At 58.3% G+C, this 20868-nt stretch carries 18 protein-coding genes; 13 read left to right on the top strand and 5 right to left on the bottom strand.

The genetic code is table 11. The annotated features are described in order from the left end of the window. Positions 1-68: 68 nt before the first annotated feature. From AC07N4_RS02910 to ada, 3 genes are all read left to right on the top strand, one after another. Positions 69-782, top strand: coding sequence for a 2OG-Fe(II) oxygenase (locus AC07N4_RS02910; protein ID WP_493064901.1), 714 nt, complete (start codon positions 69-71; stop codon positions 780-782). Between the two features lie 5 nt (positions 783-787). Continuing rightward, positions 788-1450 (top strand): DNA oxidative demethylase AlkB, encoded by a 663-nt coding sequence (gene alkB, locus AC07N4_RS02915; protein ID WP_102622238.1) that lies wholly within the window; start codon positions 788-790, stop codon positions 1448-1450. Between the two features lie 88 nt (positions 1451-1538). Continuing rightward, positions 1539-2606 (top strand): bifunctional DNA-binding transcriptional regulator/O6-methylguanine-DNA methyltransferase Ada, encoded by a 1068-nt coding sequence (gene ada, locus AC07N4_RS02920; RefSeq protein WP_493064902.1) that lies wholly within the window; start codon positions 1539-1541, stop codon positions 2604-2606. On the opposite strand, the gene AC07N4_RS02925 is transcribed toward ada, so the two are convergent. Continuing rightward, positions 2603-3061 (bottom strand): GyrI-like domain-containing protein, encoded by a 459-nt coding sequence (locus tag AC07N4_RS02925; RefSeq protein WP_102622239.1) that lies wholly within the window; start codon positions 3059-3061, stop codon positions 2603-2605. The genes ada and AC07N4_RS02925 overlap by 4 nt on opposite strands. 61 nt (positions 3062-3122) lie before the next feature. Next, the gene (acuI, locus tag AC07N4_RS02930; protein ID WP_493064903.1) at positions 3123-4106 is read right to left on the bottom strand and encodes an acrylyl-CoA reductase (NADPH); all 984 of its coding nucleotides are present in this window, start codon (positions 4104-4106) and stop codon (positions 3123-3125) included. 179 nt (positions 4107-4285) lie between these two features. Between acuI and AC07N4_RS02935 the strand changes: the two genes are divergently transcribed. The 9 genes from AC07N4_RS02935 (at position 4286) to AC07N4_RS02975 (ending at position 12741) form a co-directional block, all read left to right on the top strand. Continuing rightward, positions 4286-6730, top strand: coding sequence for an autotransporter (locus AC07N4_RS02935; protein ID WP_493064904.1), 2445 nt, complete (start codon positions 4286-4288; stop codon positions 6728-6730). A 108-nt stretch (positions 6731-6838) separates the two neighbouring features. Then, complete coding sequence (locus tag AC07N4_RS02940) at positions 6839-7900, top strand: NAD(P)H-dependent flavin oxidoreductase (protein ID WP_096821547.1); 1062 nt, start codon at positions 6839-6841, stop codon at positions 7898-7900. A gap of 175 nt (positions 7901-8075) precedes the next feature. Continuing rightward, entirely contained in the window at positions 8076-8831 is a 756-nt protein-coding gene (modA, locus tag AC07N4_RS02945) for a molybdate ABC transporter substrate-binding protein (RefSeq protein ID WP_096821549.1), read from the top strand. After that, positions 8832-9512: a molybdate ABC transporter permease subunit gene (modB, locus tag AC07N4_RS02950; protein WP_096821551.1), complete on the top strand. Its 681-nt coding sequence runs from the start codon at positions 8832-8834 to the stop codon at positions 9510-9512. Positions 9513-9515: 3 nt separating this feature from the next. Beyond that, positions 9516-10595, top strand: coding sequence for a molybdenum ABC transporter ATP-binding protein (gene modC, locus AC07N4_RS02955; RefSeq protein ID WP_493064905.1), 1080 nt, complete (start codon positions 9516-9518; stop codon positions 10593-10595). 72 nt (positions 10596-10667) lie between these two features. Then, positions 10668-11696: a DNA topoisomerase IB gene (locus AC07N4_RS02960; RefSeq protein WP_493064906.1), complete on the top strand. Its 1029-nt coding sequence runs from the start codon at positions 10668-10670 to the stop codon at positions 11694-11696. 93 nt (positions 11697-11789) lie between these two features. Beyond that, positions 11790-12020, top strand: a complete 231-nt coding sequence (locus AC07N4_RS02965; RefSeq protein WP_096821557.1) for a hypothetical protein — start codon at positions 11790-11792, stop codon at positions 12018-12020. Positions 12021-12140: 120 nt separating this feature from the next. Beyond that, positions 12141-12371 (top strand): hypothetical protein, encoded by a 231-nt coding sequence (locus tag AC07N4_RS02970; protein ID WP_085730787.1) that lies wholly within the window; start codon positions 12141-12143, stop codon positions 12369-12371. A gap of 85 nt (positions 12372-12456) precedes the next feature. Next, entirely contained in the window at positions 12457-12741 is a 285-nt protein-coding gene (locus AC07N4_RS02975; RefSeq protein ID WP_102622246.1) for a hypothetical protein, read from the top strand. A 275-nt stretch (positions 12742-13016) separates the two neighbouring features. Here the strand turns inward: AC07N4_RS02975 and AC07N4_RS02980 are convergent, their stop codons facing one another. After that, positions 13017-13640, bottom strand: a complete 624-nt coding sequence (locus AC07N4_RS02980; RefSeq protein WP_102622247.1) for a hypothetical protein — start codon at positions 13638-13640, stop codon at positions 13017-13019. A 514-nt stretch (positions 13641-14154) separates the two neighbouring features. Here AC07N4_RS02980 and AC07N4_RS02985 point away from each other — a divergent pair. Continuing rightward, the gene (locus tag AC07N4_RS02985) at positions 14155-15252 is read left to right on the top strand and encodes a zinc metalloprotease (RefSeq protein ID WP_173861311.1); all 1098 of its coding nucleotides are present in this window, start codon (positions 14155-14157) and stop codon (positions 15250-15252) included. Between the two features lie 109 nt (positions 15253-15361). On the opposite strand, the gene AC07N4_RS02990 is transcribed toward AC07N4_RS02985, so the two are convergent. Both AC07N4_RS02990 and AC07N4_RS02995 read right to left on the bottom strand, forming a co-directional pair. Then, on the bottom strand, positions 15362-16378 hold the full coding sequence (locus AC07N4_RS02990; RefSeq protein WP_102622248.1) for an NAD(P)/FAD-dependent oxidoreductase: 1017 nt from the start codon (positions 16376-16378) through the stop codon (positions 15362-15364). 7 nt (positions 16379-16385) lie between these two features. Then, positions 16386-20633: a LodA/GoxA family CTQ-dependent oxidase gene (locus AC07N4_RS02995; RefSeq protein ID WP_102622249.1), complete on the bottom strand. Its 4248-nt coding sequence runs from the start codon at positions 20631-20633 to the stop codon at positions 16386-16388. Positions 20634-20868: the final 235 nt, after the last annotated feature.

Below are 20868 nucleotides of genomic sequence, written 5' to 3' on the forward strand. Positions count from 1 at the left end.
AGCGCCGGAGTGTTCCGGCCTGGCGGGCTGCCTAGACTGATCACCTGGACGCAAGCCAAGGAATCAGTATGCCGATGTCACCCGAATCGCCCCTCGATGCGCTCGACTGGGTCGTACTGGAACAACAGCTGGATCAGGACGGCTGCGCCATCATCCGTTCGCTGTTGCGCCCGCAAACCTGTGATCGCCTGAGTGCGCTGTACCCGCAAAGCGAACCGTTCCGCTCACAGGTGATCATGGCCCGCCACGGTTTCGGTCGCGGCGAATACAAGTATCTGCGCTACCCGTTGCCTCCATTGGTGGAGCGCCTGCGCAATGCGCTTTATCCGCGCCTTGTTCCCCTGGCCAATCGCTGGCATGAACGGATGGGCTTGCCGCAACGCTTTCCACCCCTGCACAGCGAGTTTCTTGCGCGCTGCCATGCCGCCGGTCAACTGCGGCCAACCCCGCTCTTGCTGCAATACGGCCCACAGGACTACAACTGTTTGCATCAGGACCTGTACGGCGAACACGTCTTCCCGCTGCAAGTGGCGATTCTTCTGTCAGAACCTGGTGAGGATTTCAGCGGCGGTGAGTTCGTCCTGACCGAACAACGCCCGAGAATGCAGTCTCGCCCACTGGTGATGGACCTGAAGAAAGGCGACGCGCTGATCTTTGCCGTCAACCAACGCCCGGTCAAAGGCGCGCGCGGCGACTATCGGGTCACCATGCGCCACGGCGTCAGCCGCCTGCACAGCGGAAAACGGCATACTCTGGGCATCATTTTTCACGACGCTACTTGACCATCATGCACACCCACTTCGATCTGTTCGCCGACACCGAATCCGAGCAGCCCCGACGCGCTGAGCAGATCGGCGAACAATCCTGGGTGCTGCGCGGCTTCGCCCTTCCCCGTATCGAACAATTATTGCCGGCTCTGAAATCGGTCATCGAACGCGCCCCGTTGCGGCACATGATGACGCCCGGCGGCTTCAGCATGTCAGTAGCCACCAGCAGTTGCGGAGCGCTTGGCTGGATTACCGACCGCAGCGGTTACCGTTACTCGGTCGATGACCCTCTCAGCCACCAGCCTTGGCCGGAGATGCCCGAAGTCTTTCGCGACCTGGCGCAGACAGCGGCGAAGCAAGTCGGATTTTCCGATTTCATACCGGACTCCTGCCTGATCAATCGTTATGTCCCCGGCGCGAAAATGTCTTTGCATCAGGACAAGGACGAACATTCCTACACCGCACCGATCGTTTCTCTGTCATTGGGTTTGCCCGCCATGTTCCTTTTCGGTGGTTTCGCCCGCAGCGACAGGAGCCAGCGCATTCCACTGCTGCACGGCGACATGGTGATCTGGGGTGGCGTTGATCGGCTGCGCTACCACGGCGTCCTGCCGATCAAGTACGGCCGGCATCCGCAGTTGGGCGAACAGCGTTTCAACCTGACGTTTCGCACCGCCGGATAACCGCGCAAAGTTTGACCGCAAGGGCCGGAGTGTTACGGTTGGCGGCACTGGTTAACCTGAAATTCAACAGGTCAACGGACTCTCCATCATGAAAACGCTTTCGACCCCGCTGAACATTGAAGACGATCCACGCTGGTCTGCCGTCGTCGCCCGCGACCCACGGGCGGACGGTCAATTTGTCTACGCAGTGAAAACCACTGGCATCTATTGCCGTCCTAGCAGCCTGGCGCGTTTGCCTAAGCCGCAGAATGTCGAATTCTTCGACACCGCCGAAGAGGCCGAAGCAGCGGGTTATCGCCCCAGCAAACGGGCGAGCAAGGATCAAAGCGACGTGGCCGCGCAACATGCCGCAACGGTAGCCGCTGCGTGCCGACAGATCGAAACCGCGGAAACCCTGCCAGCGCTCAACGAACTGGCGGATGCCGCCGGCCTGAGCTCATTCCATTTCCATCGGGTATTCAAAGCCGTCACCGGCCTGACGCCCAAGGGTTACGCCGCGGCGCACCGTTCACGCAGAGTGCGGCAACGGTTGGCGGATGGCGACTCGGTGACCGACGCGTTGTACGACGCCGGCTTCAACTCCAACAGCCGTTTCTATGAAGCCGCTGACCAGTTGCTGGGCATGAAGCCCGGCGACTTCCGGGCCGCCGGGCAAAACAACGACATTCGTTTTGCGGTCGGCCAATGCTCGCTCGGCGCCATTCTGGTGGCACAGAGTGATCGAGGAATTTGCGCGATTCTGTTGGGCGACGATCCCCATCAACTGGTCTGCGACCTGCAGGATCAGTTTCGCCGGGCCAACCTGATCGGAGCCGACGCCGAGTTCGAACAACTGATCGCCCACGTCGTCGGCTTCATCGAAGCACCGGCCATCGGTCTCGATCTGCCGCTGGATGTACGGGGCACCGCGTTTCAGGAACGGGTCTGGCAGGCGCTGCGCGAAATACCGGTTGGCAGCACAGCCAGTTATGCCGACATCGCCCAGCGCATCGGCTCGCCAAAAGCGGTTCGGGCCGTGGCTCAGGCCTGCGGCGCCAACAGCCTTGCGGTGGCGATCCCTTGCCATCGCGTGGTCCGCAGCGACGGCAACCTTTCGGGCTATCGCTGGGGCGTGGAGCGCAAGCGTGAGTTGTTGTCCCGGGAAACGCAGCCTTAGCGGATGCCGATGTAAATCGACACTGACTCGGGGCCGAAATAGGCCTCGAAGTCAGTGGCGTAACGTCGCTGAATCTGCGGATTGGCTTCGAAGTGCTTCCAGATCCGGCCCCAAGTGGCAATGACCGCATCGGGCAATGCACCATGTCCCTGGAACACCAGATACTCACCGCTTTCGATCCGAATCGTTTCGAAATCCGTCTGCGGATTGACGACGGCAACACCCGCCGTCACATCGAATGCCCCCGAAGCATCCGATTCATAGGCCGAGTACACCCCGTAAATCGGCGACTCGGTCAGCTTGCCGGGAATGGCCTCCGCCAGGTTCTTGCCGAAGAATTGCCCCCACATCGGGCCGATTTTCGCGGTCTCGGCCTTGTGTTCTGCGGCGTTGGTGGTGCGAACGCGCAAGCCTGAAACCGTGAACGACTCAACGTGCTGTTGTTGTAGATCCATCGAAGTGCCACTCCCTTTTTTTGAAGTGCGGCCCGGCAGGTCCGCGATGGCGCTTAATGTGTCAGCGATTGACGTCCACGACAACCCGTCCGCGCAGCTGCCCGGCGAGCAACTTTGGGGCCGCTTCGATGGCTTCGCTGAGACCGATTTCGTGGCTGATCAGGGGCAACAGGGCAAAATCCAGATCCTTGGCCAGACGTTCCCACGCCTCGATTCGACGCGCTTTGGGCTGGGTCACGCTGTTGATTCCGGCCAGCGTCACACCCCTCAAGATGAACGGGGCCACCGACGCCGGGAAATCCATGCCCTGAGCCAGACCGCATGCCGCGACAGTACCTTCGGCGCGGGTGCTGGCGCAGGCGTTGGCCAATGTGTGGCTGCCGACCGAATCGATCACCGCCGCCCAACGCTCCTTCGCCAGTGGCTTGCCGGGCTCGGACAAGGTCGCACGATCAATGATTTCGCTGGCGCCCAATTGCTGCAGATATTCATGCTCCGACACCCGCCCGGTGGACGCCACCACGCGATAGCCAAGCTTGTGCAACAAGGCGATTGCAAAGCTGCCGACCCCACCATTGGCACCCGTGACCATTACTTCGCCCTGCTCCGGCGTCACGCCATTACGCTCCAGCGCCATGATGCACAGCATCGCCGTGTAGCCCGCCGTGCCAATGGCCATGGCTTGCGCGGCGGAAAACGCCTTGGGCAATGGAATCAGCCAGTCGCCGTTGAGCCGTGCCTTTTGGGCCAGGCCACCCCAGTGGTTTTCGCCCACGCCCCAACCGTTGAGCAGCACCTGATCGCCAGCCTTATAGTCGGGATGCGAACTGATCTCGACCGTACCGGCCAGATCGATCCCCGGTACCATCGGAAACTTGCGCACCACCGGACTGCTGCCGGTAATCGCCAGCCCGTCCTTGAAGTTGAGCGTGCTGTACGCGACGCGCACCGTCACATCGCCTTCGGGCAACTGCTGCTCGTCGATTTTCTGCAGGCTGGCGCGATAACCGCTGTCGTCTTTGTCGATCAGAATGCCGTTGAACATGATTGCCTCTCAGGGAATGAATTCAGGGTCTCGTGGCATTCAAATAGCACATCGCAACATTTTGCCCCACTCGACCTTCCGCCAATCGCTGAAACCGCCGGATGATTCCGGATCGGCCGGCTATGCTCTTTCGACGGCTTCCACTTATCCCCGAGAAGCCCTTGTCGATGGAGCTGACAATGTCCCGCGCCCGCCCTTTTCTTGCCTGGCTGATGCTCTGTCTGTTGGCATTCAATACCGCTTGGGCGGCGCCTGCGGCCAAGACGGCAGACGCCACTGCCGTTGAGCCGACATGGCCGCAAGTCATCACCAGCGACAAATCGAAACTCACCGTGTATCAGCCGCAGCTCGACAGCTGGGATGGCTACACCTTGCAGGCCCGCGCCGCCGTCGAGGCCACCGGCGCCGACGGCAAGTCGACTTATGGCATCGTCCAGTTCAGCGCTCACACGCTGGTCGACAAGGCCACTCGCTGGGTCATGCTCGACCAGTACAAAATCATCAAAGCCGATTTCCCCGCAGACGCCAGCCAGGCAGAGATGTGGATCACGACACTGCAAAACGATGCGGCCAAGCGCAAGAAAACCATTTCACTCGATCAATTGGAAGCTGCCGTTGGCGTACTGACCGCCGAACAGAAAGCCGACACCGCGCCCCTGGAAAACACGCCACCGACCATCCTCAGCTCGGACGTGCCGGCCTTGCTTGTCTATATCGACGGTGAGGCTGCGTATCGCCAGGTCGACGGCACCGGATTGCAACGGGTGATCAACACCCGCCCTCTGCTGCTCAAGGACGCCCAGGGCAAACATTATCTGCATGTGTTCGATGGCTGGTTGGTTGCCGATCAATTGCCGGGGCCCTACGCCCTGCTCTCATCGCCTCCAGCGGATCTGGAGAAAGCCAAGAAAGCGGCGATCGAGAGCCGGCAGGTGGATCTGCTCACCGGGCAAAGCGATCCGAAGGACAAAGTACCGAGCCTGGCCAAACCGCCACAGCCAAAGATCTTCATCGCCACGACACCGACCGAACTGATAGTCACCGACGGTGCACCACAGTGGCAGCCGATCCAGGGAACGCAATTGCTGTATGTCAGCAACACCACCGGGCACATCTTCAAGGAAATCGGCGACCAGAACAGTTATGTGCTGATCTCCGGTCGCTGGTTCCGCGCCGGTGACATGAACGGCCCGTGGACATTTACCCCGGCGGACAAACTGCCAGCAGACTTCGCCAACATCCCCGACGACAGTCCGAAAGAAAACGTCAAAGCCTCGGTCGCGGGCACGTCTCAATCCAAGGAAGCAGCCATTGCCGCCACCATTCCGCAGACGTCGGCAATCAAGAAAAGCGCGGTAAAAATGACGGCGCCACAATTTGACGGTGAGCCTCAACTCAAAGCCATCAGCGGGACCCCGCTTCAATATGTGATCAACAGCGCCACGCCGATCATTCGGGTCGACAACGACAGTTGGTACGCCGTGGAGAACGGCATCTGGTTCATCGCCACGGCAGTGACCGGGCCATGGACCGTCGCCAGCTCAGTGCCAGCGGTGATTTATTCGATACCGCCGAACTCGCCGATGCACTACCTCACTTACGTCAAAGTCTATGAGTCCAGTGGTGACACGGTCGTCGTCGGCTATACCCCGGGCTACCAGGGATCGACGCTGGATCCGGCGACCGGTGTTGTGGTCTACGGCACCGGCTATCCGTACACGCCATGGGTTGGCAGCGTCTGGTACGGACCGCCGGTGACTTACGGCTTTGGCGTCGCGATTCGCTACACGCCGTGGACTGGCTGGACCTTCGGCTTCGGGTTCGGCTGGAGCTGGGGCGGCAGCACTGCCGCCATGGGTTGGGGATGGGGCGCCTATCCATGGTGGGGCAATTACGGATGGGGTTACGCGTGGGGGCCGCACCTGTATCCGGCGCCGCTGGCCTGGGGCGGCGCAGCCTACGGCTATCACGGCGGCGCCGTGGCCTGGGGCCCGGGCGGCTGGGCCGGTACTACCGGCAACATCTACCGGCAATGGGGTGATCGGGCGACCGTCAGCCGCTATGGCGCAGGCTACAACGCCTGGACCGGCAACCGCTGGGCTGGCCAGGTCGGTTCCTCCTACAACTCACGGACCGGGATTGCGACCGCCGGCCAGCGTGGGGCGGTACACAATGTCTACACCGGCAACTATGCAGCCGGCCGCAGCGGTGAAGTGGTCGGACCGAACGGAGGTGCAATCGCCGGGGGCCGGGTGACGGCAGGCAACGCTCGCAATGGCACTCAGGTAACGGCCAACCGTGGCGCCGTTTACAACCCGAACACCGGCAACACCACGCAATACGGCGGGATTCACGGGCGCAACAGCGGCGCCGCACGGGTTGGCGACAATGTTTACGCCGGGCATGACGGCAACGTCTACAAGAAAACCGATGACGGCTGGCAGTCGATGGTCAAGGGGGGCGCAACCCACGCACCAGCCAACAACAATGCTCAGTTACAGAACCTCAATCGCGACTCCGCGGCGCGTAACGTTGGCAATCAGCGTCTGAACAACTTCCACAACTCTTCGCAGTTCATGAACCATTCATTCGGCGGAGGGGGCGGTGGACTTCATCGACGCTGACCCGAATCCCGCGAGGCTACAAATCTCGGCTGGCCCTGCACCCGGTTTTGCTGGTAAAAAAACCGGCTTCAGCTTCCCTGCCCTGCTTTGTCCTTCGGAGTCTTTTCCATGAACCAATGGCCAGATACGCGCATTCTTGACCTGCTCGGCATCGAATTGCCGATCATCCAGGGCCCGATGGCCGGTGCCACCAACTCGTCGATGGTCATTGCCGTGTGCAACGCGGGCGGTTTGGGATCAATGCCGGCAGCGATGTTGAGCATCGAGCAATTGCGCGAAGAACTGAAGGCCATCCGCCAGGGCACTGACAAACCTTTCAACGTCAACTTCTTCTGCCACCAGCCACCGGCCGCCGATGAACAGCGGGCGCGGGACTGGAAGAATCTGCTGGAGCCCTACTACCGCGAACTGGGTGCCGACTTCGATGCGCCGACGCCGGTATCCAACCGAGCACCATTTGATGGGGCGGCTTGCGAAGTGCTGGAAGAGTTTCGCCCTGAGGTGGTGAGTTTCCACTTCGGCCTGCCGGAAAAGTCCCTGCTGAACCGGGTCAAGGCCACCGGTGCGAAAATCCTGTCTTCGGCAACCAACGTCGATGAAGCCATCTGGCTGGAACAGAACGGTTGCGATGCAATCATCGCCATGGGCTACGAAGCCGGAGGCCATCGGGGCATGTTCCTCAGCGATGACCTGAGCAGCCAGGTCGGAACCTTTGCCCTCGTTCCGCAAATCGTCGACGCGGTCAAAGTGCCAGTGATTGCTGCCGGTGCGATCGCCGATGCGCGAGGCGTTGCAGCGGCGTTCATGCTCGGAGCATCTGCTGCTCAGGTCGGAACGGCTTATCTGTTTACACCAGAGGCCAAAGTCAGTGCCTCTCATCACAAGGCGCTGCGCACGGCGAAAGACAGTGAGACCGCTATCACCAACCTGTTCACCGGACGTCCGGCACGGGGAATTCTGAATCGAGTGATGCGTGAAGTGGGGCCGATGTCGGACAAAGCGCCGGCGTTTCCCTTGGCCGGCGGGGCCCTGATGCCATTGCGCGCCAAGGATGAGGCTGACTTCAGCAATCTCTGGGCCGGTCAGGCGTTTACGCTGGGCAAGGAGTTGAGCAGTGCTGAATTGACTCGCCAACTCGCCGAAGGAGCGCTCGCGAAACTGGCTCGGTAAAAGCACGGCAGACTGAGGGATTTCATGCCCTCACCTGCCCGCCTGAAACCAGCACTTTCCGTTTAGAGGCATTTCGCTATATATTCAGCTATATAGCGATTCACCCCCTCGCATCGGCGCAGTCTACCCCTCCAACAATAACTGCCCACTGCACTTGCCAACAACGGAGCTGTTCATGACCATTCGTGCCTCACGTTTTGCCCCTGCCCTGCTCGCGGTATTCGCCATCGGCGCCGCTCAGGCCGACGAAGTGCAAGTCGCCGTCGCGGCCAACTTCACTGCACCGATCCAGGCGATCGCCGCCGATTTCGAAAAAGACACCGGGCACAAACTGGTCGCGGCCTATGGCGCCACCGGACAGTTCTACACCCAGATCAAGAACGGCGCGCCGTTCGAAGTGTTCCTCTCGGCTGACGACACCACCCCTGAGAAACTGGAAAAAGAAGGCGACACCGTCAAGGGCTCGCGCTTCACCTACGCCATCGGCACCCTGGCGCTATGGTCGGCCAAAGAAGGTTACGTCGACGCCAAAGGCGACGTTCTGAAGAAAAACGAATACCAACACCTGTCCATCGCCAACCCGAAAGCTGCGCCTTACGGCCTGGCTGCCACCCAGGTGCTGGAAAAGCTGAAACTGACTGATGCAACCAAAGCCAAGATCGTCGAAGGCCAGAACATCACTCAAGCTTATCAGTTCGTTTCCACCGGCAACGCTGAACTGGGCTTCGTTGCCCTCTCGCAGATCTACAAGGACGGCAAGGTCAGCAGCGGCTCGGCCTGGATCGTTCCGGCGAGCATGCACGACCCGATCAAACAGGACGCCGTCATCCTGAACAAAGGCAAAGACAACGCCGCTGCCAAGGCACTGGTTGAATACCTCAAAGGCCCGAAAGCCGCTGCGGTGATCAAGTCCTACGGTTATCAGCTGTAAATGTCGCTGACGAGTGCCGATTTCGCGGCGATCTGGCTGACCCTGAAACTGGCGTCCCTGACCACCGCGATCCTGCTGGTCATCGGCACTCCGATTGCCCTGTGGTTGTCGCGCAGCCAGTCCTGGTTGCGCGGCCCCATCGGGGCAATTGTCGCCCTGCCTCTGGTACTGCCGCCGACCGTCATCGGTTTTTATCTGTTGCTCGCGCTCGGGCCCAATGGCTTTCTTGGGCATTTCACCCAGTGGCTGGGGCTCGGCACACTGACGTTCAGTTTCACCGGACTGGTCATCGGCTCGGTGCTCTATTCCATGCCCTTTGTGGTGCAGCCGTTGCAAAACGCTTTTTCCGCCATCGGCACTCGCCCCCTGGAAGTGGCCGCCACCTTGCGCGCCAATCCATGGGACACTTTTTTCAGCGTCATCCTGCCGCTCGCACGTCCCGGTTTCATTACGGCGGCGATCCTGGGTTTCGCCCATACCGTCGGCGAATTCGGCGTTGTACTGATGATCGGCGGCAATATTCCCGACAAGACCCGGGTGGTCTCGGTACAAATCTACGACCACGTCGAAGCCATGGAATACTCACAAGCACATTGGCTCGCCGGTGCGATGCTGGTGTTTTCGTTTCTGGTGTTGCTGGCGCTCTATTCCAGCCGCAAGTCGCGCGCAGGCTGGAGTTGATCGATGATTGAAGCACGCTTGAAACTCGCTTACTCCGGCTTCGGCCTGGATGTTGACCTGCACCTGCCCGGTCGTGGCGTGACCGCATTGTTCGGACAATCAGGCTCAGGCAAGACCACCTGCCTGCGTTGCATTGCCGGACTGGAACGGGCTTCGCACGCCTTTGTGCAAATCAACGACGAAATCTGGCAGGACAGCGAGAAAGGCATTTTCGTCCCGCCGCACAAACGTGCACTCGGCTATGTCTTTCAGGAAGCGAGCCTGTTTCCGCACCTCTCGGTACTGGCCAACCTGCAATTCGGCCTCAAACGGATTGCCAGGAATCAACGCCGGGTCGACATGGCACAGGCCACCGAACTGTTGGGAATCGGCCATTTACTGGAGCGTCATCCGCAGCATTTATCCGGTGGTGAACGTCAGCGCGTCGGCATCGCCCGGGCGCTCTTGACCAGTCCGAAACTGTTGCTGATGGACGAGCCGCTCGCGGCCCTCGACAGTCAGCGCAAAAGCGAAATCCTGCCTTACCTGCAACGGCTGCACGACGAACTCGATATCCCGGTTCTGTATGTCAGTCATGCCCAGGACGAAGTCGCGCGCCTGGCCGACCACCTGGTGCTGCTCGACAACGGCAAAGCGCTGGCCAGCGGTCCGATCGGCGAAACCCTCGCTCGCCTGGATCTGCCACTGGCAATGGGCGATGACGCCGGAGTGGTGATCGAGGGGCAGGTTATCTCCTACGATCACAACTACCAATTGCTCTGCCTGCAATTGCCCGACACGTTACTGAGCATTCGCGTGACCCACTCCCCCATGGAAGTCGGTCAGACGCTGCGCTGCAAAGTGCAGGCTCGCGATATCAGCCTGACCCTGCAAAACACTGAGCACAGCAGCATCCTCAATCGCCTGCCGGTCACGGTGGCCAGCGAAATGCCTGCCGACAATGCCGCTCATGTGCTGATCCGCCTTGATGCGGGCGGCACGCCTCTGCTGGCAAGAATCACCCGGTATTCGCGGGACCAGTTGGGCGTGCATGCGGGTCAACAATTGTGGGCGCAGATCAAGGCTGTCGCGGTTCTGGCTTGAATCGGTCGGCACGACTGCCATGGCATGCGGTCAATCGCTGTAACAGCCCGATTGCCGCCAAGGATTCCCGCCATGCCCGATACCGCGCTGACCGATGTGTTGCCTTCGGATCTGCATTACGTCGATGACACCCAGCCCGGGCTCACCCGCAAAAAGCTGCGCGGCAAGTTCTGTTACTTCGACACAGCAGGCCAGCGCATCAGTGACCCTAACGAAATCAAACGCATCAATGCGCTGGCCGTGCCACCGGCCTACACCGATGTCTGGATCTGCGCAGACCCTCGCGGCCACCTGCAAGCCACCGGTCGCGATGCTCGCGGGCGCAAACAGTACCGTTATCACCCGCGCTGGCGCGAGGTCCGTGATGCCGACAAATACTCGCGACTGCGCGAGTTCGGCATCGCGCTGCCGAAGTTGCGCAAACAACTGGAAACACTGTTGGCGGCGCCAGGGTTCAGTCGCGACAAAGTCATGGCCACGGTGATCACTTTGCTCGATGCCACGCTGATCCGCGTCGGCAATACCCAATACGCGCGGGACAACCGATCGTACGGACTGACCACCCTGCGCAGCCGACATGTCGAGGTCAACGGCAGCGCGATCCTGTTCCAGTTTCGCGGCAAAAGCGGTGTCGAACATCAGATCACGGTGAAGGACCGACGCCTGGCGCGGATCATCAAGCGCTGCCTGGAAATCCCGGGGCAGAATCTGTTCCAGTATCTGGATGAACATGGCGAGCGGCACACCGTCAGCTCTTCAGACGTCAACACCTACCTGCAAACTCTGACCGGTGCGGACTTCACCGCCAAGGACTACCGGACCTGGGCCGGCAGCGCCCTCGCCCTGGCAGTGTTGCGGGAGTTGCAATGGGAGTCGGAAACCGAAGCCAGGCGGCATGTGGTGGAGATGGTCAAGGGTGTGGCGCGGCAACTGGGCAACACGCCGGCGGTGTGCCGTAAATGTTATATCCACCCGGCCGTGGTGGAGCATTTCATGCTGGGCGCGCTGGCCGAGCTGCCACGACCTCGGGTGCGCAAGGGGCTGCGCGCCGAGGAAGTCGCACTGGCCATGTTCCTGGAACGGATGACCACCCTGACCTGAGCGTCTGCAACCGACGAACTGACCTGTCTATTTTTTGCACGATTTGTCAGGCCTTCTATAGTTGATCTGACACGAATCAACTGCGGTGACGCCATGGAAGACATATTCGTCGTGAAGCGTTGCAACAAGATCATCATTCACGGTCGCCGCGCCGGAGAAAGTCTCCATGAACCTGCCGAAGCCACCGGTTGGTACCGCATCAGTGACACGCGTACCGGCGGCTTCATCGGGGATGGCTACGATCTGGAAGAGGACGCCCGGCGAGAATGCCTGCGGCTTAACGCCGCCAGCTCGCGGGTGACGGTCAGCGAGTCTTCGGGCTGATAGCTGTCATTTACGGGTCTATACTCAAACCAGCTGAAGGAGCAGCGCCCCAACGGCAGAGAGCTCGCGCTTCGCGGGCTTTTTGCTGCCACAGAGCGGTTTGTTGAACGGAGGTGTTCCATGTCCGAAAGAGAGTCCATCACCACTCTCCTCACCTTGCTCGATGCCCGGGAGGCACGCCTCGCTGCGGCCTGCAAAGAGATCGCCGACTGGGTCGATCATCAAGGCGGGCACCCGACCGCCCTGCGCATTCGCGATCGTTTGAACGACATCGAAAAGGATGCTCCGCTGATTCGCAGCACCCTGTCGTCGCTCAAACCTGTCGACCGGCCGCTGCCACGCTTCAGGTGATCCGCTGATTGGCGCAATGCTGCAAAAAAGAACGTCCTTGGTGGTGAGAGGTCAAACCCTCTACACGTCACCAAGGAGGCGTCTCATGGTCATTCACTTCAAAGTCGACGGGCATCTGGCCTGTGGTCACAAGGGTAACAACCTCAGTGCCAGCCCCGAGCTCAATCGCGTCAAATGCCGCAGCTGCCGCAACACAGATGCTTATAAAAACGCACGCAAAGACCAACGTAATGCTGCGCGCCGGCTCTCTCGCCATGCAAAAGCAACGCACCATGCATCCAGTTGGCGCTCGGAGTGGATCGAGCGACTGACCGCGATGGCTGGCCTTCAGCGCTTGCCGAGAGGATTTGCCGGGCAGGCGTTTGTCTGAGCACGAAAAAATGGGCCGGTTCAGTCGGCCCTTTTCAGTAAGTGACAACAAACTACCCCAGCAGTGAGAAACTAGAGAAGTCAGCGGGCTGAAGTGATTGCGCGGACTCAGTGAGATATGAGTCATATGGTCGCCGAGCGCGCGGAGCTGATATTTCATCCGGGCCTGGTACGGCAGTTCGGCATAAGTCCGCAACTGCTCGACTTCCCAGACCAAGCGCCCCCAAAAAAAATCAGCCTTTGAAATCTTGGAAAAAGAAGAGGTCAAGGTCAGACTTACTCAGCTTTCGTGTCTTTATATACTTTCATCGCATATGCACCACCCGCCAGTGTTGCTCCCAAACCGACTAACGACCCACCTATCAGCTCGGCAATATTTAGTTCAACACTAATATCAACAGAGTCTGCAAGCAACACTCTATAAATAGCAGAACACAAAAGCAGAAGAACAATAATAGCAGGCAATAAATACAAAAATGCCAAAAACCTATCCTCAGGAGTCAAACTCCACCAGCCTGCCCAATTTAATTTATATTTTCCGGAAGCCTTAGCAGTAGAATCCAAATCCAGCAGTTTTTTAAGACTTTCATCTATGCTATCAAGCCTACCCTCAACATTAGCCAACCTGTTCTCCTGCAATAATACTTTTTCTGAATCCCTTCGACACCCTTCAGCCACTTCCTCCTCGGCCACCCCGCCTTGAATGCGGACAACTTCCAACTTAAGCTTTTCTTTCAGGCAATCCACCACCAAAGAAAGCTCTTTATAGTTTTCATTGTATTTACTCTCCAGAAGGGTGTACCTGACATGGTCCCGCCCATCACGCTTAAGCAAGTCCACCTCAATCTTAAGGCGCGCCAACGACACTACTTTCTCATTTAGACTAACTTCTTCATCCATTTCACACTCCAGTAATTGATCCAACTCAATGATTCTAGACCACGCCAGCGCCTCAACAGACATTTATAAGATAAATTCTTCGGCAAACGCCCACTGAAGTGCAGCCTACCTTTCAAAATCAACCGCCGCATCGACAAAGACGAAGACATCTTAATAAATCATCCCCGATCTGCATTGTGCAACATTGCCTCCCCTGGGTAGACGTCCGCGCTCTGCCAATCCAGCCAAATCAAGCCATTCCAGACCAGCTAATCCGAACAACTGGATAAGGCCTTTAGCAAAATCAGTAATAACTCCTATAGCAACTATGTCCAGCACCGCTCTGCCGCCCAGTCTATAGATTCAATGCAAGTGTTATTTTTGCAAGCGAGATTTCTCAAGCCTGCCTGTCAACAGTTGCACATTTTTTGGGGGCTTTTCCTGGCCTTTAAATAATCTGACGCTGTGCCTCGAGAGTCGGGGAGTCAGAAAAGCGGTACAGACCTGTCCCAATCATCTTGATAAGGAAAGTCCTATGGCCCGTGCACCAAGATCCAAGTCGTCCACCCCGAAAAAAACACAGAACACGTCTAAACCGCTCTGCCAAAATCTACCCCGAACTGCGCGACAACTTTCCCCCTCCGTGACTGTAGACCCGCGCAGGAAAGCTGCCATTCTGGCGACATTCACCAAATGGGCTAACGGAACGGTTCTTCACTATTGTTTTTTTAACAAAGGATCTCGCTATGCGGTTCCGAAAGCTCAGGCGGATGCGATACGTGATGCATTCAAGACTTGGAAAGCGGTCGGCATAGGTCTTGAGTTCATGGAGGTTGGTCAACTGAGTGAAGCCGAAGTCCGAATTGGCTATTCGACCGCCGACGGGGTTTCTGCCTCTGCAGTCGGTCGCGACCTCCTGAATGTGCCGCTCACCGAGCCAACAACTGTGTATGGATGGGACCTCACAACACCCTACGGACGTGGAACCGCACTTCATGAGCTCGGGCATGTGCTCGGCATGGAACATGAACATCAAAACCCTTTTGCGGGAATCAAATGGCATGAGCAGGCGGTTTATGACTCATTAGGAGGCCCTCCAAACAATTGGGACCGTGCAACTACGTATCACAACATATTGGAAAAATTGACGCCGCAGCAAGTCAATGGTTCAACGTGGGACCCTGACTCAATCATGGAGTACGAGTTCGATTCAGGTCTAATCGACGAACCGCAACAATACGACATCAGCGGGCTTACTCCTCCGGGCGTGCTTTCGAATGGAGATAAGGAGTGGACTCGCAAGTGGTACCCACCATTGACGGGAAAACTGAAACAACTTGCCCATGCAGAGCCAGTAACCGTTGCGCTCGCCGCCGGAAAACAGATTGACTACACCATCGAACCTACAGAATCCAGAAGTTACCGTATCGAAACGAAGGGCGCCTCCGATTCGCTGCTTGTTTTGTTCGAAGAAATTAAAGGAGACCCACGATACTTAGCGGGAGACGATGATAGCGGCGAGGATCGAAACTCAACGATCACCTACAAACTCTTCAAAGGGCGAAAATACATTGTTAGAGTTCGCCTGTATTACCCTGGACTATCGGGAAAATTGACGCTGATGTATCTTTAAAGATATTCCATCGGGCCAAAAGTACCGTCCTTGATGCTTACAACGAACGGCGAACCAGATGCGGATAAGTGCAATAGATTCGCAGTCAAGCAGAGATCGAGGATGGTACTCATGATGCCGACTCTCCAAAACCATAGAAACTGTTGCGATTGCGGACATAACTGTCGAAGTGCGCTCTGGACTCTAGCCAGTAAGCCCTCATCGGCTCCAAGTTCCCACTTAAAGAAGCGACAGCCGCGGATACCGCCGCCGCGCCCTGCTGAAGCGCTGTCGTGATGCCACTTGAGGAAAGCGGGTCCACCGTCTGCAACGCATCACCGCAAGCTAACCAGTATGTCCCACCGGGGACGTCCAGCAGGGATGTGGACGCATTGGCCGCGCTTACGCCCGAGGCAAGCCACATGTCCTCATCTGACATCAGCGAGCGGATCTGGTAAGGAACTCGCTCCATGATTTTAGCCTCGGTCACCCGACCTGCAAGGCGGCCGTTGGTGTAGAAACACACATGTGCCTGGCCGGGTGAATCCGAGACAGCGAATACCCAACCATCCGCGACTGAAAACGTATGGACAACTCCCTCGGGCAAGCCATGAACCGGCCCCCTCACGCCGTAGGCGACAAGGTGGTCGAACGTCCGACGGCCGACACCTAATTTGCGCGCAAGCACTGCTGCTCGACCCGATGCATCGATCGCGAAACTGGCGTCAAGCACGAGCTCTTGCACTGGTCCGGTGAACTGAAGTTGCAGCCCCTGTCTCGTCGGGAGTACGCGATACAGTTCGTCGGCCTCGACGAAGGTAACCCCCTCTTCCGTCGCGCAAGCCCGCAACGCCCGCAACAGCTGCACCCTGCCCAGCATTATGTTTTTCGGAATACCGGGAGGGGGCGCACGACTCAGCATGGGAGACTCACCCCAGCGTGAGATGTACTCGCGAACTGGCGGTAGCTGGAGCTGACGGGCGTCGAGGCCGCAGTCGTGCAGTGCCCGCACGCCCTCCAGACTCAGGCACTCTGGCGCATCAAAGGCTCGTTCCCGGCCGGCTACAACAGTCACTGCAACGCCCAAATGGCGTGCCCGCAGTGCGGCCGAGAGTCCCGCAAAACCCGCCCCGACAATCAGTAGCATAGGACCATCAGTGCACGGCACCCATGCCGTGGGTGTGTATGTACAACCTCGGCCCCAGAGTCTTGAGCGGCGCAGCCACTTTGCCCAGAGCCCCTTCGTCAGGGATGGGACAGCCCGCAATCACCCACTCAATCACGATCTGTCGGCCGATGCGATTGTTAATGCGGGGGAAGCGGCGGTCGAGCGCCTTACCCATCGGCTTGTCGCCTCGAAGCATGTCCGCAACGAGTGGGCTAGCCGACGGGTCACCCGGGATGACCCACGTACCGACGAGCTTGCGCATCAGCTCCCGCATATCGTCGCCTTCGAAGAGTTTTGCGATGCTCGGACTACCATTCCCATCCGCGAGGTAGCGCGTATGTGCATGAACGCCTTCAGCGATCGACTTCATCTCGTATAGCAGGGCCTCCATCGCTTCGCCTTTTTCGAAGTAGCGTTTGGCGGTCCGTGTATCCCCTTCCCGCCCCAACCATTCAATCCAGTCGCGCCAGATTGCGAGATCTTCGACATTGAAAACCTGGTACATCGGCCCATTAAATGTGGTGAGGTGCTGCAGAAACTGGCTGGCGTCCGGCTGCCCCGCCACGAGCCATTTCGACTGAGCGAGCACGCTGCGAAACAGCTCCGGATCGTCGAAAAGGTCATTGATCCGGTATTGGCCGATACGATGCTGCATGTGGTTCTGTGAACCATAGGTCGCTTTGCGCATGATCATCTCGTCAAGTCGCGCAGCCGCGCTCCCCGTTCGGCGACGAGAGACGCCAAGGTCATCGCCGAACATGTCATTTCCGGCTACAGCAAATGCCACGTATCCGCGCCAGATGCGTTTCCATTGTGCCTGAACGGCCGCATCGCCGCCGTCGTGGCTAACATCGTCGAGGTAAAGCATGACTGCGTCCCGGGCCTTGGCACCGTGACCGTTGGAGGCATTGTCGATACCCACGTGCATCTGCCAGAAGTGACTGTCGATGCCCAGGTAGTCACGCCGCTTGATACTCGGTACTAAGCTAAGCACCTCCCACTCCAGAAACAGCGTCATACCCAGTAGCTCGGGCAGGAAGCGATCGGCATGCTGGGAGATGGCCAGTTGGAACACCGCCCCCGCGAACATGGATTCGTGGAACTGCGGGTCATTCGCATATTCGCGAGCAGCTAAGGGGTAGGTTTCGATACCGACGCTTCGCATTAGGCTCGTGTAGAGATTGCCATGGTGCAAGGCGGGGTTGCCATTACCGATCTCGTCGCTCCAGACTTCGAACAGGAGTGCGCGAACCTTGTCCCCTGCCCCCGCAGCGGAAATATTGCGCAACCACACACCGTCGCTCTGATTGAACGGCCCCCTGTCCCGAAGTACCTGAAGTTCCGTATCGCGGTTTTGCGTGCGAGCCAGCCAGTAGATATCAGTGTTCTGTGCCCGAAACCGCATTATCTCGTATACCTCGTCCAGCTTCGCCTGGAACGTCTCCTTACTGTACTCAACGAATGTCTCCGGGTGGCTCTCGTCCAAGATACCCGTCTGATCGATAACAGATTGCGCGTAGTCGAGGAACTTGTTCGCCATGTCCAGCGCGCTGGAGACGAAATCCTGATGATTGTGGATGTTCATCAGCCAGTAAAAGCAGTCTCGCAAGCTCGCACCATGAAATTTATCGCGCCCCGTTTCTACGTGCACCACTAACGAGCTGCCATCACGCAAGACCTGGTGACGCTTTTCAACAAAGCCGAGGTCCTTCCACGCCGTCACCATTGCATTGTCGCCGTTGGTTCCAGTGTGGGTGAGATACATGGCATCAAATACCGCGTCCCTGAACTCCACCAGGGCATACTGCCAATATTCGAGACTGTCGCGAAGCACCTCGCCTCGTTGCCGCTTATCGACTTCATCTGTGGACCAGGGAAAGCTATTCAGTGTCTGCCTGAAGGACACGGCGGTCGCAGGGCTTGTGGTCGAGTCACCGCATTCACTGCGCACTGCACAAGTCTTGAAATAGTCCTGCAGGCTGCCCTGTGCATATTCGGAGTACGACTGCACAATCGCTTGCAGGCTCGCAGCGACTTTATTCTTTGTACTCTGCGCTGCGTCACTCCACACGGCGTGAAGGTCCGCAAGCGAATCGATTGCATAGGCGCGCACGAGTACAGGGTGATCCTTGCGGATATCCTTGATCGTCAGAACCGCCTCCGGCTGCGGTAGCCGAGGCAAAAAGCATCTACCTGCAAATCGGTCGCAGGCTTCCTGCAACAAGTACATTTGCCGCCACGGATTGACCCCATCTTCGAGGGTAGCACCGCTGAGAATCGCTTTCGCCCAGATCGTTGCGACCTTGTCCAAGTAACTAAAGCAGCTCTCGCCTTCCTTGGGTTCCGGAAGCATTTGTGAGAGTAGGAACGCACCGGGTGGCCGAGGTTGCGACGTGCCGACGCCACGATCCCACCGTTGGCGCTCACCAAGCATTCTCTCCAGCGCACTCGCAAGGTCGGCCGTATCAGCACGCGTAAACTCCTGGAATACTTTTTTGAAAGTATCCTCATGGATTACGTCGTCTGGTCGTTGCGCTGGCCACCAGTTTTGCTGACATTCAAAAAAATCCGCCTGCCATGGCAGCGCCATATATTTGCTGATGTCTCCCGCTTCGAGCACGCGGTCATCGAATCGGAAAGCCTCACAGTAGAGCCGGCTTTCGCGAACAATCGAGGTGATCTCGATACCGGGAAAGAAGGCGCCCCCGCAGCAGCCTTCGAGCACAGCCCTAGTCAGTAGCTCCGGTTCTGAATCATCGGGAAGACAGTTGCCCTCCTCGTCTTGCGATTCGTCCTTGCAGATGTAGACAGCTGCCGTACCTTCAGCTGTGGTGGTAGCGTGCCCGGCGGCCCATGCCTGCAGACGCCTCGTCTGCAAATAGGTCAGGGAAAGCCACGTTCCCGACTCACCATCGCTGCGCGTTCCTTCGTCGCCGGACAGGGGCGGCATATAGAGGCTGGTGGCCATACGGGCAGCAGCCTCCATCTCTTCGTCGCTGGGTATGTGGATGCCTGGGCGACGATAAGAAGGCTTGCGCAACACCTTCATCACCGCTTCACCAATCATCGAGAGCCCTTTACCGGACGTTGCCTTCTCGAATTGCTCGAAGTCGTATGACTCACCGCGAAGGATGTCGCCAGGCCGGCCCTGACCGTGCCCCCTAAGCCCGAGCTTGCTTACCCACCGGTATCCCCCCATGCGGTCAAATATCGGCCATACATCCTTTCGAAGATCAGGCCGGTCCGGGTCCCGCAAGCGTGGGGTGGTCTTGTTGCACAGCCTGGGGTGGTCGTGTGCCACTTCCTCCATCACGTCGAACAACGTCACCAAGTCGCGAGTGTCTGGCGCGAAATCAGGCGGAGTGACAACTACCCAACTTGCGCCCTGAACCTCCACCGAATGGCGCGCCCCATCTTCTGCGCAAAGCACCACTTTGGCCCTGACAGGCCCGTCCGCGGTATCGTCGTGCCAGGAATCATTGTTCGCATAGTGAGTAATCCAGGCCTCGTAGGGATCGTCAAGAGCCCTGCCGTGTGCATCAACCGGTGCGGAAACACCGTGACCGCCCATTACAACGAGGCACCCCTGCTCATCTGTAGCAAGTTCTCCAAGATAAACATCGTGATTGTGGCGGAACTTGCCGATGAAACTCAGGTTCTGCTTGTCGGGCTGATGTCGCCGGTTACTGCCACAAACAGAACGCTCCGGACTATGAATTTCGAACTCTTTGGCGTGCGCCATACTGGCCACCCACTTGCGCCCACAAGGTCCTCCCTCGACGAGCGCCATTAATCCCGACCCGGAGTCGTCGTCGCCATCAAGTTCGCAGTTGCGCAGCCTTAGCTTGCGACCCAAGTTATTCTCTGGCCATCCGACAGCCTCGAAGGCCGAAAGCGCACCGTGAGCTCCCGAGAAGTTGAACCACGCCGCCTTCTTGTTGGCGAGCTCGACGCTCCAGGTGATTTCCACACCTTCGCCGCACAGCTCCCCCAGCGACCGTCCCGCACTGTCGAAGGCATAGACATGAAACTTCGCGGCTTGCCGGCGTATGGCTCCAGACGCGTCCTTATAACTGAAAGGTGTACCTGAAGGCATACCAAAAATATGGGGCTCGCCACCAGGTTTCTCCGGAGCAATGAAAACGCCGTCGGCGGCCATGCTGTTGCCTACGCGCGCGATGCCCACAGGGGGATAGATCTTGCAGTACGCGATTTGATCGTGAAGGATTGGCATAAAACCTCCATCATGAACGAGATGACAGCAGCTACGGCAGAGCGTTGCTGGACGGATGATGTGGTGAGTTCGACACTGTAGGCATCGGGGTCAGTACAAACATCGACCAGACTATTCCGGTGCCTTTATCGGGATTCAATGGCGCCATGTCGGCACACAATCTGTTAAATGGCAGCTGGAACTCATCCCCAACGGCAGAGAATGCAAGGTGATCAATTAGGATACGAACTCCCTC

The sequence above is a fragment of the Pseudomonas sp. GW821-FHT09E04 genome, from assembly GCF_059416185.1.